13 protein-coding genes are annotated in these 13960 nt (G+C 73.3%); 4 read left to right on the top strand and 9 right to left on the bottom strand.

Going from position 1 to position 13960, the window contains the following annotated elements; translation table 11 throughout:
• A partial coding sequence (locus ACFWTC_RS22315; RefSeq protein ID WP_384074389.1) for a hypothetical protein occupies positions 1-218 on the top strand: 218 nt, incomplete at its 5' end.
• Positions 219-743: 525 nt separating this feature from the next.
• Positions 744-1742 (top strand): tryptophan--tRNA ligase, encoded by a 999-nt coding sequence (trpS, locus tag ACFWTC_RS22310; protein WP_383929693.1) that lies wholly within the window; start codon positions 744-746, stop codon positions 1740-1742.
• A gap of 48 nt (positions 1743-1790) precedes the next feature.
• On the opposite strand, the gene proC is transcribed toward trpS, so the two are convergent.
• From proC to ACFWTC_RS22285, 5 genes are all read right to left on the bottom strand, one after another.
• Positions 1791-2600, bottom strand: coding sequence for a pyrroline-5-carboxylate reductase (gene proC / locus ACFWTC_RS22305; RefSeq protein WP_383929690.1), 810 nt, complete (start codon positions 2598-2600; stop codon positions 1791-1793).
• 103 nt (positions 2601-2703) lie between these two features.
• Positions 2704-3450 (bottom strand): ABC transporter permease, encoded by a 747-nt coding sequence (locus ACFWTC_RS22300; RefSeq protein ID WP_383929687.1) that lies wholly within the window; start codon positions 3448-3450, stop codon positions 2704-2706.
• Entirely contained in the window at positions 3447-4313 is an 867-nt protein-coding gene (locus tag ACFWTC_RS22295) for an ABC transporter ATP-binding protein (RefSeq protein ID WP_383929684.1), read from the bottom strand. Before ACFWTC_RS22295 ends, ACFWTC_RS22300 begins: the two co-directional genes overlap by 4 nt.
• 656 nt (positions 4314-4969) lie before the next feature.
• Positions 4970-5506, bottom strand: coding sequence for a hypothetical protein (locus ACFWTC_RS22290; RefSeq protein ID WP_383929681.1), 537 nt, complete (start codon positions 5504-5506; stop codon positions 4970-4972).
• Between the two features lie 105 nt (positions 5507-5611).
• Entirely contained in the window at positions 5612-5929 is a 318-nt protein-coding gene (locus ACFWTC_RS22285) for an SH3 domain-containing protein (protein WP_383929679.1), read from the bottom strand.
• Between the two features lie 106 nt (positions 5930-6035).
• Here ACFWTC_RS22285 and ACFWTC_RS22280 point away from each other — a divergent pair, with 106 nt between their 5' ends.
• A complete protein-coding gene (locus tag ACFWTC_RS22280) occupies positions 6036-8201 on the top strand; it encodes a PQQ-binding-like beta-propeller repeat protein (protein WP_384028186.1) in 2166 nt (721 codons plus the stop codon).
• Positions 8202-8301: 100 nt separating this feature from the next.
• On the opposite strand, the gene ilvD is transcribed toward ACFWTC_RS22280, so the two are convergent.
• From ilvD to ACFWTC_RS22260, 4 genes are all read right to left on the bottom strand, one after another.
• The gene (gene ilvD, locus ACFWTC_RS22275) at positions 8302-10152 is read right to left on the bottom strand and encodes a dihydroxy-acid dehydratase (protein WP_383929674.1); all 1851 of its coding nucleotides are present in this window, start codon (positions 10150-10152) and stop codon (positions 8302-8304) included.
• 127 nt (positions 10153-10279) lie between these two features.
• Entirely contained in the window at positions 10280-10975 is a 696-nt protein-coding gene (locus ACFWTC_RS22270) for a TetR family transcriptional regulator (protein ID WP_383929672.1), read from the bottom strand.
• A complete protein-coding gene (locus ACFWTC_RS22265) occupies positions 10972-11826 on the bottom strand; it encodes a sugar phosphate isomerase/epimerase family protein (RefSeq protein ID WP_383929668.1) in 855 nt (284 codons plus the stop codon). The genes ACFWTC_RS22270 and ACFWTC_RS22265 overlap by 4 nt, the downstream gene beginning before the upstream one ends.
• 194 nt (positions 11827-12020) lie before the next feature.
• On the bottom strand, positions 12021-13001 hold the full coding sequence (locus ACFWTC_RS22260) for a Ppx/GppA family phosphatase (protein ID WP_383929666.1): 981 nt from the start codon (positions 12999-13001) through the stop codon (positions 12021-12023).
• Between the two features lie 63 nt (positions 13002-13064).
• Between ACFWTC_RS22260 and ACFWTC_RS22255 the strand changes: the two genes are divergently transcribed.
• The gene (locus tag ACFWTC_RS22255; RefSeq protein WP_383929663.1) at positions 13065-13895 is read left to right on the top strand and encodes a hypothetical protein; all 831 of its coding nucleotides are present in this window, start codon (positions 13065-13067) and stop codon (positions 13893-13895) included.
• Positions 13896-13960: the final 65 nt, after the last annotated feature.

Raw genomic sequence — 13960 nt, 5'->3', positions numbered from 1 at the left:
TGATTTTTGGCACGCTGTTGAGTTCTCAAGGAACGGACGCTTCCTTTGTACTCACCCTCTCGGGCTTTCCTCCGGGCTTTCGTTCTGTTCTTGCTATTCTTACGTTTCCGACTCTATCAGACTCTTTCGCGTCCGACTTCCTCGGCGCTTTCCAGGTATTCGCTTTCGCGCTTTCCCTTTCCGGCGATTCCGACTCTATCAGAACCTTTCGGGCCTGACTCCCGGTCAGCGGGCTTTGCCTTCTGGGCCGTTGGGCCCTTGCGGCGAGTGAGACAGTAGCGGATTCCTCGCCCCCGAACCTAATCGGCGGCCGCGTCCTCGGACGCGGATTCCTCATTCGCAAATACACATGAAAACGGGACGACAAAGTGAGTCGTACGTTCGAATGTGGAGGTGCGGGATGGCTATCCGGGGACCGACCGGGGTCGGCGCTCACATCGGACAACTCGAAGAACCTTACGGACCCGGCACACGTGTGTCAACCCCTGGCTGGCCGGCCCCGCGGAGCACCTGAATCTCACCCCTCCTCATCCCCCGCGGTCTACGCTGGATCCATGACGACGCACGTGCTTCCGCTCAACCTGCGCTGGTGGGCCGCCTGACGGCGGCCGGACCCCAACGCGAGCACGCACGCGCTCACGGCCGCCGCTCCGGCGGCCGTTTTCGTTTCTCCCCTCCCCGGGAGTGGCTAGGTCGCCCGGCGCGGCGGCCCCGTACCCACCACTCACGAGGGAGAACACGACATGACGAGGATCTTCAGCGGGGTCAAGCCGACCGGGCATCTGACGCTGGGGAACTACCTGGGGGCCGTGCGGCAGTGGGTCGCCACGGACCAAGAGCCGGACGAGGCGCTGTTCTGCGTCGTCGACCTGCACGCACTGACCGTCGAGCACGAGCCGGCCCGGGTGCGCCGGCTCAGTCGGCAGGCGGCGACCCTGCTGCTCGCCGCCGGGCTGGACCCACGGCGGTGCACGCTCTTCGTACAGAGCCACGTCGACGAGCACACCCGGCTCGCGTACCTGCTGGAGTGCACCGCCACCGACGGTGAACTGCGGCGGATGATCCAGTACAAGGAGAAGGCGGCGACGGCGCAGGCCGCCGGGGACGGGGTGCGGCTGTCGCTGCTCACCTATCCCGTGCTCATGGCCGCCGACATCCTGGCGTACGGGACGCAGGAGGTTCCGGTGGGTGAGGACCAGCGGCAGCACGTCGAGCTGACCCGGGACCTGGCCGCGCGGTTCAACCAGCGGTACGGGCACACCTTCACCGTCCCCAGGGCGACGCATCCGGCGGTGGCCGCGCGGGTCATGGACCTGCAGGAGCCGGCGTCCAAGATGGGGAAGTCCCACGCGAGCGGGGCGGGCATCGTCTACCTGCTCGACGAGCCGGAGGCGGTCCGCAAGAAGGTGATGCGGGCCGTCACCGACAGCGGGGACGGCGGTGTCGTCTACGACCGGGAGGCGCGGCCCGGGGGCGCGAACCTGCTGGACGTCCTCGCCGCCTGCACCGGCGGCGATCCGGAGGTGCTGGCCGACGGGTACCAGGGGTACGGTGCGCTGAAGCGCGACGTCGCCGACGCGGTGGTCGAGCTGCTGCGGCCGGTACGGGAGCGGCACGCGGAGCTGGCCGCGGATCCGGCGGAGGTCGAGAAGGTGCTGCGGGCCGGGGCCGGGCGGGCGCGTGAGCTGGCGCGGCCGGTGGTGGACCGGGCGTACCGGGCGATCGGGTTGCTGGAGCCGTGACGGGTGGGGGCCCCGGGTGACTCGGGGCCCCCACCCGTCACGGGTGTCTCAGCTGTTGCCGGAGGCCAGCTCGCGGCTGCGGTCGCGGGCGGCTTCGAGGGCGGCGATCAGGGCGGCGCGCACGCCGTGCTTCTCCAGCTCCACGATGGCGTTGATGGTGGTGCCGGCCGGGGAGGTGACGGCCTCGCGGAGCTTGACCGGGTGCTCGCCGCTGTCGCGGAGCATCACGGCGGCGCCGACGGCGGCCTGCACGATCAGGTCGTGGGCCTGGGCGCGGGGCAGACCGAGGAGGATGCCGGCGTCGGTCATGGCCTCGACGAGGAAGTAGAAGTACGCGGGTCCCGAGCCGGAGAGGGCGGTGGCCGCGTCCTGCTGGGACTCGGGAACGCGCAGGGTCTTGCCGACGCCGCCGAAGATCTCCTCGGTGTGCAGGAGGTGCGCGGCGGTGGCGTGGCTGCCTGCCGAGATGACGGACATGGCCTCGTCGACGAGGGCGGGGGTGTTCGTCATGACGCGGACGACGGGGGTGCCGGGGCTGAGCCGTTCCTCGAAGAAGGAAGTCGGGATGCCGGCGGCGCCGCTGATGACCAGGCGGTCGGCGGGGACGTGCGGGGCGAGCTCGTCGAGGAGCCTTCCCATGTCCTGCGGTTTGACGGTGAGGATGAGGGTGTCGGCGCGCTTGGCGGCCTCGGCGTTGGAGACGGCCTCGACGCCGTAGCGGGAGCGCAGCTCCTCGGCGCGTTCCGGGCGGCGGGCGGTGACGAGGAGCTTCGAGGCGGGCCGGCCGCCGCGGATCATCCCGCTGAGCAGGGCCTCGCCGATCTTGCCGGTACCGAGGACTGCGACTGTCTGGGTCATGCCCGATTCACCTCGCCGAACGTTTCTTGCGCGTGGGGTGCGTATGCGTCCTCATCCTTTCACCCGTGAAAGGAACGGGGCGGGGCTGTCCGGCCTGTGGGCGTCAGGGGGTGCGGCGGCGGAGGGTGGCGGCGCCGAGGCCGAGGACGAGGACGGCGCAGGCGGCGACGATGACGGCGTCGCGGACGAAGGCGGCGGTCATGTCGGTGTGGGTGAGGACCTGGGTCATGCCGTCGACGGCGTAGGACATGGGCAGGACGTCGGAGATGCCCGAGAGGACGGGCTGCATGGTGTCGCGGGGGGCGAAGAGGCCGCACAGGAGCAGCTGGGGGAAGATCACCGCCGGCATGAACTGGACGGCCTGGAACTCGGAGGCCGCGAAGGCGGAGACGAACAGGCCGAGCGCGGTGCCGAGGAGCGCGTCGAGGAGCGCGACGAGCAGGAGCAGCCAGGGGGAGCCGACGACGTCGAGGCCGAGCACCCAGAGCGCGAGGCCGGTGGCGAGGAGCGACTGGATGACGGCCACGGCGCCGAAGGCGAGGGCGTAGCCGGCGATGAGGTCGCCCTTGCCGAGCGGCATGGCGAGGAGGCGTTCCAGGGTGCCGGAGGTGCGCTCGCGCAGGGTGGCGATGGAGGTCACCAGGAACATGGTGATGAGGGGGAAGATCCCGAGGAGGGACGCTCCGATGCCGTCGAAGGTCTGCGCGTTCCCGTCGAAGACGAAGCGGAGCAGCGTCAGCATCAGTACGGGGACCAGCAGCATCAGGGCGATGGAGCGGGGGTCGTGGCGGAGCTGGCGCAGGACGCGGGCGGCGGTGGCGGCGGTGCGGGCGGGGCTGAGGGCGTTCATCGGGTCTGCTCCCCGGCGGTGGTGGAGGCGGCGAGGGGGGTCGCCGCGGTGGTGGGGGTCGCCGCGGTGGTGGGGGCGTTCGCGTTGGCTTCGTCCACGAGGCGGAGGAAGCCCTCTTCGACGGTGGCGGAGCCGGTGCGGGAGCGCAGGGCGTCGGGGGTGTCCTGGGCGAGGATCCGGCCTTCGCGCATGAGGAGGAGGTCGTGGCAGCGCTCGGCCTCGTCCATGACGTGGGAGGACACGAGGATCGTGGCGCCGCGGGTGGCGGCGAGATCGTGGAAGAGGTTCCACAGGTCGCGGCGCAGGACGGGGTCGAGGCCGACGGTCGGTTCGTCGAGGACGAGGAGCTCCGGGGCGCCGAGCAGAGCGACGGCGAGGGAGACGCGGCTGCGCTGGCCGCCGGAGAGGTTCCCGGCGAGGGCTCCGGCGCGGGAGGTGAGGTCGACGTCGGTGATGGCGCGGGCGACGGCTGCGGAGCGGCGGTCGGCGGCGGCCCGGCCGGGGTCGAGGACGGCGGCGAAGTAGTCCAGGTTCTGGCGGACGGTGAGGTCGTCGTAGACGGAGGGCGCCTGGGTGACGTAGCCGATGCGGGAGCGGAGCTCGGGGTGGCCGGCGGGGCGGCCGAGGACGTCGAGGGTGCCGGTGACGTGGGCCTGAGTGCCCACGACGGCCCGCATCAGGGTGGACTTTCCGCAGCCGGAGGGGCCGAGGAGGCCGGTGATGCGGCCGCGGGGGACGTCGAAGGCGATGGCGTCGAGGACGGTGCGCAGGGTGCGGGCGGTGCCGCGGCGCACGGTGAGGTCGTGGGCGTGGACGGCGGCCGGGGTGCGGGCCGGGTCTCCCTCGGACGGGTTATTCATCATGTGATGAATAATGCTACCGCCGATGCCGGTCGTCAATCGGTGGGACGGAATTCGGCCCCGACGGGCCCTGGGGCGGCGGGTATGGATGCCCGGCGGGGTGGGCGCGCGGGCCCGGGGCGGGCACGGCGGGCGCGGGGGCTGGACTGTGGGGCCCCGGCGGGACGCGCATCCCGGGGAGGTGACGGCGATGCCTGGCGGCAGGCAACGGGTGGACCCGAGGGGGGCGGCCCGGCTGCGTGGCCGGGGGCGGCCCGGGCGCCATGGGCCGCCGGATCAGGCGCCGGTGGCGGTTTCCGGAACGGCGCCGGCCGGAGAGCCGTGAACGATCATGCTCCGCCTGAGTGTGGTCCGGTGGGGTCGTTGCGCGTCGCCGTGGAGACGTCGACCCGATGACCCGAAGCCTCCACGCGTACGTCGAGGCGAGAGCGATGCATCCGGCGTCCCGGCGGTCGTAGCCCGTGGCGGGATCTCGCCGATCGCGTGCTCCTGCGCGGCGAATCCCCCTTCTGCCGCCTCAGGCGGCGCACCCGTACCCGGGGGCCGTCGACCACGTCATCGCGCCCTCCGAGCGTCGCGGCGGTCAGTGGTGCCGGGGCGTGGCGACGTGCGGGCATCGGGGCGCGGACGGACGCGGGGGCCGGGCCTCGCCCGCGGGGTCACTTCTTGCGCTTGGGGCGGCGGGCTGCCGGGTTGCCCGTGCGGGCGCCGCGGCGGCGGGCGAACTCCGCCGTGGCGCGCTCGTACTCGGCGCGGCGCAGCTTCTCGCCCGGGGCCTCGACGAAGCAGCGGATGAAGTACGCGATGAGGGAGCCGATGAAGCCGATGGTCTTGAGGCCCTTGAGCGCGGTCTCGTCGGAGGACGGGGCCGCGCGGCGGCTGAAGGAGTCCCAGGTCTTGGCGAAGGCGATGGAGCTGGCGATCGCGAAGAGGACGACGACGGAGATGCTGAGGAAGGGCCCGACGTTGCCGATCTCCAGACCCTCGTACGAGAGGCGCAGCAGGACGGCCGCCGCGACGGCGGTGACCAGGGAGCCGACGGCGACGGCGGCGCGGCGCAGGGCGTAGCCGCCGTCGTGCTTCACCCAGGTGGTGCCGAAGAACGGGATCGGCTCGGGCTCGGGGCCCGTGGGCTCCTGCGCGGCCGGGGCCGCGGCCGGCTCGGCGGGGGTCTGGTCTCGCTGCTCGTCGCTCACATCGGCGATTATCCCCCGCCGGGCCGGACGGGCCGGGCGCGTCTCGCGTGGCGGAACGGCGGAACGGTCGTCCCGGTCGCCGGAACGCCCGGGTGCCGGCGGCTCCTAGGAGCAGCGGCCCGCCACGTAGCCGTCGCTGCCCGTCCTCACGTAGGCGTCCGAGACGAAGCGGCCGTTGCCGATGCAGTCCCAGATGTTCGTGGTGCCGTACGGGCCGCTGACGTTCGTTCCGGGGCACTGGCAGCGGATCGTGACGTACCCGCCGGCCGGCAGGACGTCGATGATCGAATAGTTGGTGCCCGGGCCGCTGCGGACGTTGACCCGGCTGCCGGGCGCGAGCGGGTACGTCGGAAGGCCCGCGGTGGTGGCGGCCTCGGTGGCGGCGACCGTCTCGACTTGGCTTGAATCGTTCTCAATGGACATGTGAAAACTCCCCCCTTGGGTGTTGCTCTGCGCAACGCGCGCAGGGTACCAAGCCCTTGGGTGTGCATACGGGCGATGGACTAAGCTCCGGCGGGGGTGGTGAGCGGTGCATTCGCTGCGCGCGGACTACGCGGGGTTTCCGGAGTACGCCGGGCAGTACCAGCTCCAATCCGTGCTCGGCTCCGGCGGCATGGGCGTGGTCCACCTCGCCGATTCCAGTTCTGGGCTGAAACTCGCCGTCAAGGTCGTGCACGCCCAGCACGCCGTGGATCCGGAGTTCCGGGCGCGGTTCCGGCAGGAGGTCGCGGCCGCTCGCAGGGTGAGCGGCGCGTTCACCGCGCCCGTCGTGGACGCCGACCCGGATGCCGAGCGGCCGTGGATGGCCACCCTCTTCATCGACGCGCCGACGCTGTCCGAGCGGGTACGGGAACGGGTGCTGGACCCCGTCGAGCTGGCTCGGCTCGCCGCCGGGCTGGCGGAGGCCCTGCGGGACATCCACCGGGCGGGGGTCGTGCACCGGGACCTGAAGCCCAGCAACGTGCTGATGGCTCCGGACGGGGTGCGGGTCATCGACTTCGGCATCTCCCGCCCGGCCGACAGCGACCTGCGGACCGAGACGGGCAAGCTGATCGGCACGCCCCCGTTCATGGCGCCGGAGCAGTTCCAGCGGCCCCGTGAGGTGGGGACCGCTGCGGACGTGTTCGCGCTGGGGGCCGTGCTGGTGCACGCCGCGACCGGGCGGGGGCCCTTCGACTCCGACAGCCATTACCTGGTGGCGTACCAGGTCGTCCACAGCGAGCCCGACCTGACGGGGCTGCCGGCGCGGCTCGCCCCGATCGTGGCGCGCTGCCTGGCGAAGGACCCCGCGGAGCGGCCGACGGCGGACGCGCTGATCTCGGAGATGCGCGCCGCCGCCTATCCGACCGCCGAGGACACGCAGGCCTACATCCCCCAGCCGCGCCGGCCGGTTGCGGAGCGGGCCGGGTCCGGCGACGAGGTCACGCACCGGCGGGAGCGGCCCGCCCCGCCCGCCGCCCCGGGCGGGCGGCGGCGCGCGCCGGCGCTGTGGGCCGCCGGGCTCGGGGTGCTGCTCGCGGCGGGGGCGGTCGTCGGGTACGCGTGGTCCGGCACCGGTGGGGACGCCGTCGCGGGGCCGGGGGCCTCCGCGTCCGGGACGCCGGCCCCGGGGACCGCGGGCGCCGCGGGCGCTGCGGGCAAGCCGTTCTCGCCGTGGGCGGTGTCCCTGGGCGGGCACGCCGCGTCCTGTTCGGCGGGGGCCGCCGGCGCCGGCCTGTACTGCTCGGGGCGCGGGCTGGCCGCCGCGCGGCTCGACCCCGCCGACGGCTCGGTGCTGTGGTCGGTCCGTACGGGCGCACCCGCCGCCGGGGCGGTCACCGACAGTACGCCGCTGCACGCGGACGGCGTGGTCCTCGCGGTGGCGCCCGGCAGCGAGCTGTTGCAGGCGCTGGACCCGGCGACGGGCGCGGAGCGCTGGCGGCGCGCACTGCCGGGCGGGGCGCGGGTCGTGCCGGCCGGCCCGTACGTGCTCGTGGTGGCCGCCGACGGCAAGGTCACCGCCCTGGACGCGGCGGGCGGCGCCGAGCGCTGGACGAAGCGGATCGGCGGCGCCGGATCCGTGTGGTGGGGCGGCCCCGCCGGCGCGGGCCCGCCCGTGCTCTACGCGGCGACGCCCGACGCGGGAGCCGGCTCGACGCAGCTCGCGGAGGTGGACCCGGCGACCGGGGCCGTGCGCTGGCAGACCCGTACGACCGGACGGCTGCGGCCGGTCGGGGTCGCGGGCGGCTCGGTGTACCTGCTGGACAACGACGCGGGCGCCCGGACGGGCGGTGTCGTACGGGTGGACGCGGCGACCCGCGCGGTCCACCGGGTACGGCTGTCGGCTCCGCTGTACGAGGCGGAGGCGTCGGTCGGCGCCGACGGGACGGTGTACGCGGTCGAGGGCCGGGGCGGGCTCGTCGCGGTCGGACCGGACAAGGAGCGCTGGCGGCTGGAGACCGGCGCGGGGGCCGCGTCCCGGCCGGTCGCCGCCGACGGGCGGGTGTACCTGACGGCGCAGGACGGGCGGCTGCTGACCGTCGACGCGGCGGCCGGGCGGTTCGCGGGACAGACGCAGCCCCGGATGGGGGCGGGCCAGGCCACGTTCAGCGCGACCCTGCCCGCGCCGGTGGTCGCCGACGGGCGGGTCTACGCGGCCGCGCCGGACGGGTCGGTGTTCGCGGTGTCGGCGCGGGACCCCGCCGGTACGAGCTGACCGTCCGGCTCCGGGCCGCGCGCCCACCGGACAGGGCGCGTACACGACGGGACCCCGCCGGGCGGTGCGCCCGGCGGGGTCCCGTCACGGAAGCGGGGGCTCAGCCCAGCAGGGAGACGTCGCGGACCGCGCCCTTGTCGGCGCTGGTGGCCATGGCGGCGTACGCGCGCAGGGCCGCCGAGACCTTGCGCTCGCGGTTCTTCGGGGCGTACACCCCGCCGAGGACCTCGTGGCGGGCCGCCAGGGTGGCCTCGTCGACGAGCAGCTCGATGGAGCGGTTCGGGATGTCGATCCGGATGCGGTCGCCGTCCTCGACCACCGCGATCGTGCCGCCCGAGGCCGCCTCCGGGGAGGCGTGGCCGATCGACAGGCCCGAGGTGCCGCCGGAGAAGCGGCCGTCCGTCACCAGCGCGCAGACCTTGCCGAGGCCGCGGCCCTTGAGGAAGGACGTCGGGTAGAGCATCTCCTGCATGCCGGGACCGCCGCGCGGGCCCTCGTAGCGGATGACGACGACGTCGCCCGCCTTGATCTCCTTGCGGAGGATCTTGTCGACGGCCTCGTCCTGCGACTCGCAGACGACCGCCGGGCCCTCGAACGTCCAGATCGACTCGTCGACGCCGGCCGTCTTCACGACGCAGCCGTCGACCGCGATGTTGCCGCGCAGGACGGCGAGGCCGCCGTCCTTGGAGTACGCGTGTTGCACCGAGCGGATGCAGCCGCCCTCGGCGTCGAGGTCGAGGGTGTCCCAGCGCTCGGACTGGGAGAAGGCGCTGGCGGAGCGCTGACAGCCGGGGGCCGCGTGCCACAGTTCCATCGCCGTGTCGGAGGCGGTGCCGGAGCGGGCGTCCCACTCGGCGAGCCAGTCCTCCAGGCCCTCGGAGTGGACGCTGGTGACGTTCTTGTTGAGGAGTCCGCCGCGGTGCAGCTCGCCGAGGATGGCGGGGATGCCGCCGGCGCGGTGGATGTCCTCCATGTAGTACGTGCCGCCGGGCGCCACGTTGGGCGCGACCTTGGAGAGGCACGGGACGCGGCGCGAGACCTCGTCGATGTCGGTGAGGTCGTACTCCAGGCCCGCCTCCTGCGCGGCGGCCAGCAGGTGCAGGATCGTGTTGGTCGAGCCGCCCATGGCGATGTCGAGGGCCATGGCGTTCTCGAAGGCCTCGCGGGTGGCGATGTTGCGCGGAAGGACCGAGTGGTCGTCCTGCTCGTAGTGGCGCTTGGTGATCTCCACGACCGTGCGGCCGGCGTCCTCGTACAGGGCGCGGCGGGCAGTGTGGGTGGCGAGGACCGAGCCGTTGCCTGGGAGGGCGAGGCCGATGGCCTCGGCGAGGCAGTTCATCGAGTTGGCGGTGAACATGCCCGAACACGAGCCGCACGTGGGGCAGGCGTTCTCCTCGATCCGCAGCACGTCCTCGTCCGAGATGTTCTCGTTGGAGGCGTCGACCATGGCGTCGATCAGGTCGAGCTTGCGGACGGTGCCGTCGACGAGGGTGGCCTGGCCGGCCTCCATCGGGCCGCCGGAGACGAACACGACCGGGATGTTGAGGCGCATGGCGGCCATCAGCATGCCGGGGGTGATCTTGTCGCAGTTGGAGATGCAGATCAGGGCGTCGGCGCAGTGCGCCTCGACCATGTACTCCACGCTGTCCGCGATCAGGTCGCGCGAGGGCAGCGAGTAGAGCATGCCGCCGTGGCCCATGGCGATGCCGTCGTCGACCGCGATGGTGTTGAACTCGCGGGGGATCGCGCCGGCCTCGCGGATGGCGTCGGAGACGATCCGGCCGACCGGGGCCAGGTGGGTGTGGCCGGGGACGAACTCGGTGAACGAGTTGGCGACCGCGATGATCGGCTTCCCGATGTCCGCGCTCGCTACGCCCGAAGCGCGCATAAGGGCACGTGCGCCCGCCATGTTGCGGCCGTGGGTGACGGTGCGGGACCTCAGCTCGGGCATCGGGTTCACTCCCCATGGGTGCGGCCGGCCGTACGGACTCGGCCGCGACTGTAGATATAGAGCAGTTACGAGGCTACGCCCCTCGCCCGCGATGCGGACACCCTGTCCGGATGCCGGGACGAGAGGCTCATTCTTCGGTCAGGTACCGCTGGAGCGTGGGCGCGACCAGTCTGATGATGTCCTCGGGGTCCGCCGACGCGAGGGGCTCGACCTGGAGCACGTAGCGCAGGATCGCGATGCCGACCATGTGGGAGGCGGCGAGCTCGGCGCGGAACGTCGGATCGGGGACGTCGAGGTCGGCGGCGATCCGCTCCAGGAGGCGGCGCAGGACGAGCCTGCGCAGCACGGCGGCCGCCGCCTCGTGGGTGAGGGCCGAGCGGATCACCGCGAGGAGCGGGGCGCGGGTGGCCGGGTTCTCCCAGACGCCGAGGAAGAAGCGCGCGAGCCGCTCGCCGATGCCGTCGGGGCCCGCGCCGAGGATCGCCGGGATCACCAGCGCCGGCTCCATGCTGACCTCGATGGCGGCGGCGAACAGGTCGTCCTTGCTGCCGAAGTAGTGGTGGACCAGGGCCGGGTCGACCCCGGCGGCCTTGGCGATGCCGCGTACGGAGGTCTTGTCGTAGCCGCGCGCGGCGAACTCGGAGCGGGCGGCGAGCCGGATGCGCTCCTGGGTGCCGGGGCCCTCGTCGGCCTCGTCGTGGCGGGGCCGGCCGGGACCGCGGCGGCGCCGCGGGGCGGGCGGGGTCGGCTGGTCCCGGGGCTCGGACGGCTCGGACGGCTCCGGTGACTCCGCCGGTCCCGCCGGCTCCTTCGGCTCCGTCACGTGCGCCGGGCCCGGGGACGGGGCTGGGGCCGGACGGCAGGGGCGTCGGCCGCGGTCGCGAGGTGCAGCCGGGTGAAGGCCAGCGCCTCGGCGAGGTCGGCCTCGCGCTCGGCGGAGGACATCGCGCGCCGGGTGTTGACCTCGATGACGACGTGGCCGTCGAAAGACTTACGGGCCAGGCTCTCCAGCAGCTCGGCGCAGGGCTGCGTACCGCGTCCGGGGACGAGGTGCTCGTCCTTCGCGGAGCCGTTCCCGTCGGCGAGGTGGATGTGCGCGAGCCGGTCGCCCATGCGGTCGATCATCGCGGTGGCGTCGGTACGGGCGGTCGCGGTGTGCGAGAGGTCGACGGTGAAGTGCCGGTAGTCGTCCTTGGTGACGTCCCACTCCGGCGCGTACGCGAGCATCTCGCGGTCGCGGTAGCGCCAGGGGTACATGTTCTCGACGGCGAAGCGGACGTCGGTCTCGTCGGCCATCCGCCAGATGCCGGAGACGAAGTCCCGGGAGTACTGGCGCTGCCAGCGGAACGGCGGGTGCACGACGACGGTGGAGGCGCCGAGCCGTTCCGCCGCCGCCTGGGCACGCTGGAGCTTGGTCCACGGATCGGTGGACCAGACGCGCTGGGTGATCAGCAGGCAGGGTGCGTGGACGGCGAGGATCGGCACCTGGTGGTGGTCGGAGAGGCGGCGCAGCGCGTCGACGTCCTGGCTCACGGGGTCCGTCCAGACCATCACCTCGACGCCGTCGTAACCGAGGCGCGCGGCGATCTCGAAGGCGGTCGCCGTGGACTCCGGATAGACGGAGGCCGTGGAGAGCGCGACTTTCGCGGTCGGGACACGGACTGGTTCTGCCACGGACACAGGGTACGGGGCGGACGCGGCGCCCGGCCCGGACGGGGCGAGGGGGCGCCCCGGGCGGGGCGCACCGGCCCGGCGCGCCCCGCGCGGCCCCGGCCGCGCGCCCGGCCGGTCCGAGCTGCGGATACGGGCTGTCAGGGGTCTGTCAGCAGGCTCTGCGCGGTCTGTCACGGGGGCGCGGCACGGTTCCGCTAGGACGGCCCTTCCGTCCTGGGGCCGCCCGGGAGCCCGTCGGGCTTCCCCACCGTCGGCAGGTGGTCCAGCCTGCGCAGGATGACGCCCTCGCGCAGGGCCCAGGGGCAGATCTCCAGCTCCTCCACCCCGAAGAGGTCCATCGCGCCCTCCGCGACGAGCGCGCCCGCCAGGATCTGGTTCGCCCGCCCCTCCGAGACCCCCGGGAGGGCCGCCCGCTGGGCCGTGGTCATCGCGGCCAGGCGCGGGACCCACTCCTCCAGGGACTTGCGGGTCAGGTCCCGCTGGACGTACAGGCCGTCCGCCGAGCGGGCCGCGCCCGCGATGCGGGCCAGCTGCTTGAAGGTCTTCGACGTGGCCACCACGTGGTCCGGGGCCCCGAAGCGGTTGAACTCGCCGACCGACCGCGCGATCTGGGCCCGTACGTGGCGCCGCAGCGCGCGGACGTCGGCCGCGTCCACCGGGTCCCCCGGCAGCCAGCCCGCCGTGAGGCGGCCCGCGCCGAGCGGGAGGGAGACGGCGCGGTCCGGCTCCTCGTCCATCCCGTACGCGATCTCCAGCGAACCGCCGCCGATGTCGAGGACGAGCAGCTTCCCGGACGACCAGCCGAACCAGCGGCGCGCCGCGAGGAACGTCAGGCGGGCCTCGTCGTCACCGCTGAGGATCGGCAGGTCGATGCCCGTCTCCAGCTTCACGCGCGCCAGTACCTCGTCCGCGTTCGTGGCCTCGCGGACGGCGCTGGTCGCGAAGGGGACGAGGTCCTCGCAGCCCTTGTCCTCGGCGGCCTGCACGGCCTCGCCGATCACCGACACCAGCCGCTCGACGCCCTCGGGCGTGACGGCACCGCGCCTGTCGAGCAGCTCCGCCAGGCGCAGGTCCGCCTTGTGCGAGTGCGCGGGTTGGGGGCGCGCACCGGGGTGCGCGTCCACCACCAGCAGATGGATCGTGTTCGAACCCACGTCAAGGACACCGAGTCTCATAGGGGGAAACGCTACTGCGACGAAGGCGGAGGGGTTGCGTTAGGGGCGCTTAGGCTTGGCTTTGTGCCAAATACGAAGAAGGCCAACACGACCCGGTCGAAGAAGGACGCGGGCAAGGCCAAGGGCAAGCGCAAGCCCGCGGTACCCGACGAGAAGGGGCTCGACTTCCCCCGGGCCTGGGTGGAGTTCCCCGATCCCGCGGACGACGAACAGGTCTTCCGCTGTGACCTGACGTGGCTGACCTCCCGCTGGACCTGCATCTTCGGCAGCGGCTGCCAGGGCATCCAGGCGGGCCGGGCGGACGACGGGTGCTGCACGCTCGGCGCGCACTTCTCGGACGAGGACGACGAGAAGCGCGTGGCGGAGAACGTGGCCCGGCTGACGCCCGAGCTGTGGCAGTTCCACGACGTGGGCAGCGAGACCGGCTGGACCCAGCTCGACGACGACGGGGAGAAGCAGACCCGGCGCTGGGAGGGTTCGTGCATCTTCCAGAACCGGCCCGGCTTCGCCGCCGGAGCGGGGTGCTCGCTGCACATCCTGGCGCTGCGCGAGGGGCGCGAGCCGCTGGAGACGAAGCCCGACGTCTGCTGGCAGCTGCCCGTCCGCCGGACGTACGACTGGATCGACCGGCCCGACGACACCCGCGTCCTCCAGGTGTCGATCGGCGAGTACGACCGCCGCGGCTGGGGGCCGGGCGGCCACGACCTGCACTGGTGGTGCACGTCGGCGACCTCCGCGCACGGCGCCGGGGACCCGGTGTACGTCACGTACCGGCCCGAGCTGACGGAGCTGATGGGCAAGGAGGGGTACGAGGAGCTCGTCCGGCTGTGCGAGGCGCGGCTCGCCTCGCTGCTGCCGATGGCCCCGCACCCGGCGGACCCGGTCGCGCCCTGAGGCTCCGGAACCCCGCGACCGGCAGGGCCCGGAGCCCGGGCCCGGCCGGGGCTGGCACCTCGGGC

Origin of the sequence: Streptomyces sp. NPDC058619, assembly GCF_042717785.1 — a bacterium.
Lineage (GTDB): Bacteria > Actinomycetota > Actinomycetes > Streptomycetales > Streptomycetaceae > Streptomyces.
This window is presented reverse-complemented; position numbering and strand designations above follow the sequence as displayed.

Coding starts and splice junctions, on each gene's coding strand:
- ACFWTC_RS22260 (WP_383929666.1), bottom strand. CDS start 13,001: ATGAGACTCGGTGTCCTTGACGTGGGTTCGAACACGATCCATCTGCTG.
- ACFWTC_RS22300 (WP_383929687.1), bottom strand. CDS start 3,450: ATGAACGCCCTCAGCCCCGCCCGCACCGCCGCCACCGCCGCCCGCGTC.
- proC (WP_383929690.1), bottom strand. CDS start 2,600: ATGACCCAGACAGTCGCAGTCCTCGGTACCGGCAAGATCGGCGAGGCC.
- trpS (WP_383929693.1), top strand. CDS start 744: ATGACGAGGATCTTCAGCGGGGTCAAGCCGACCGGGCATCTGACGCTG.
- ACFWTC_RS22285 (WP_383929679.1), bottom strand. CDS start 5,929: ATGTCCATTGAGAACGATTCAAGCCAAGTCGAGACGGTCGCCGCCACC.
- ilvD (WP_383929674.1), bottom strand. CDS start 10,152: ATGCCCGAGCTGAGGTCCCGCACCGTCACCCACGGCCGCAACATGGCG.
- ACFWTC_RS22295 (WP_383929684.1), bottom strand. CDS start 4,313: ATGATGAATAACCCGTCCGAGGGAGACCCGGCCCGCACCCCGGCCGCC.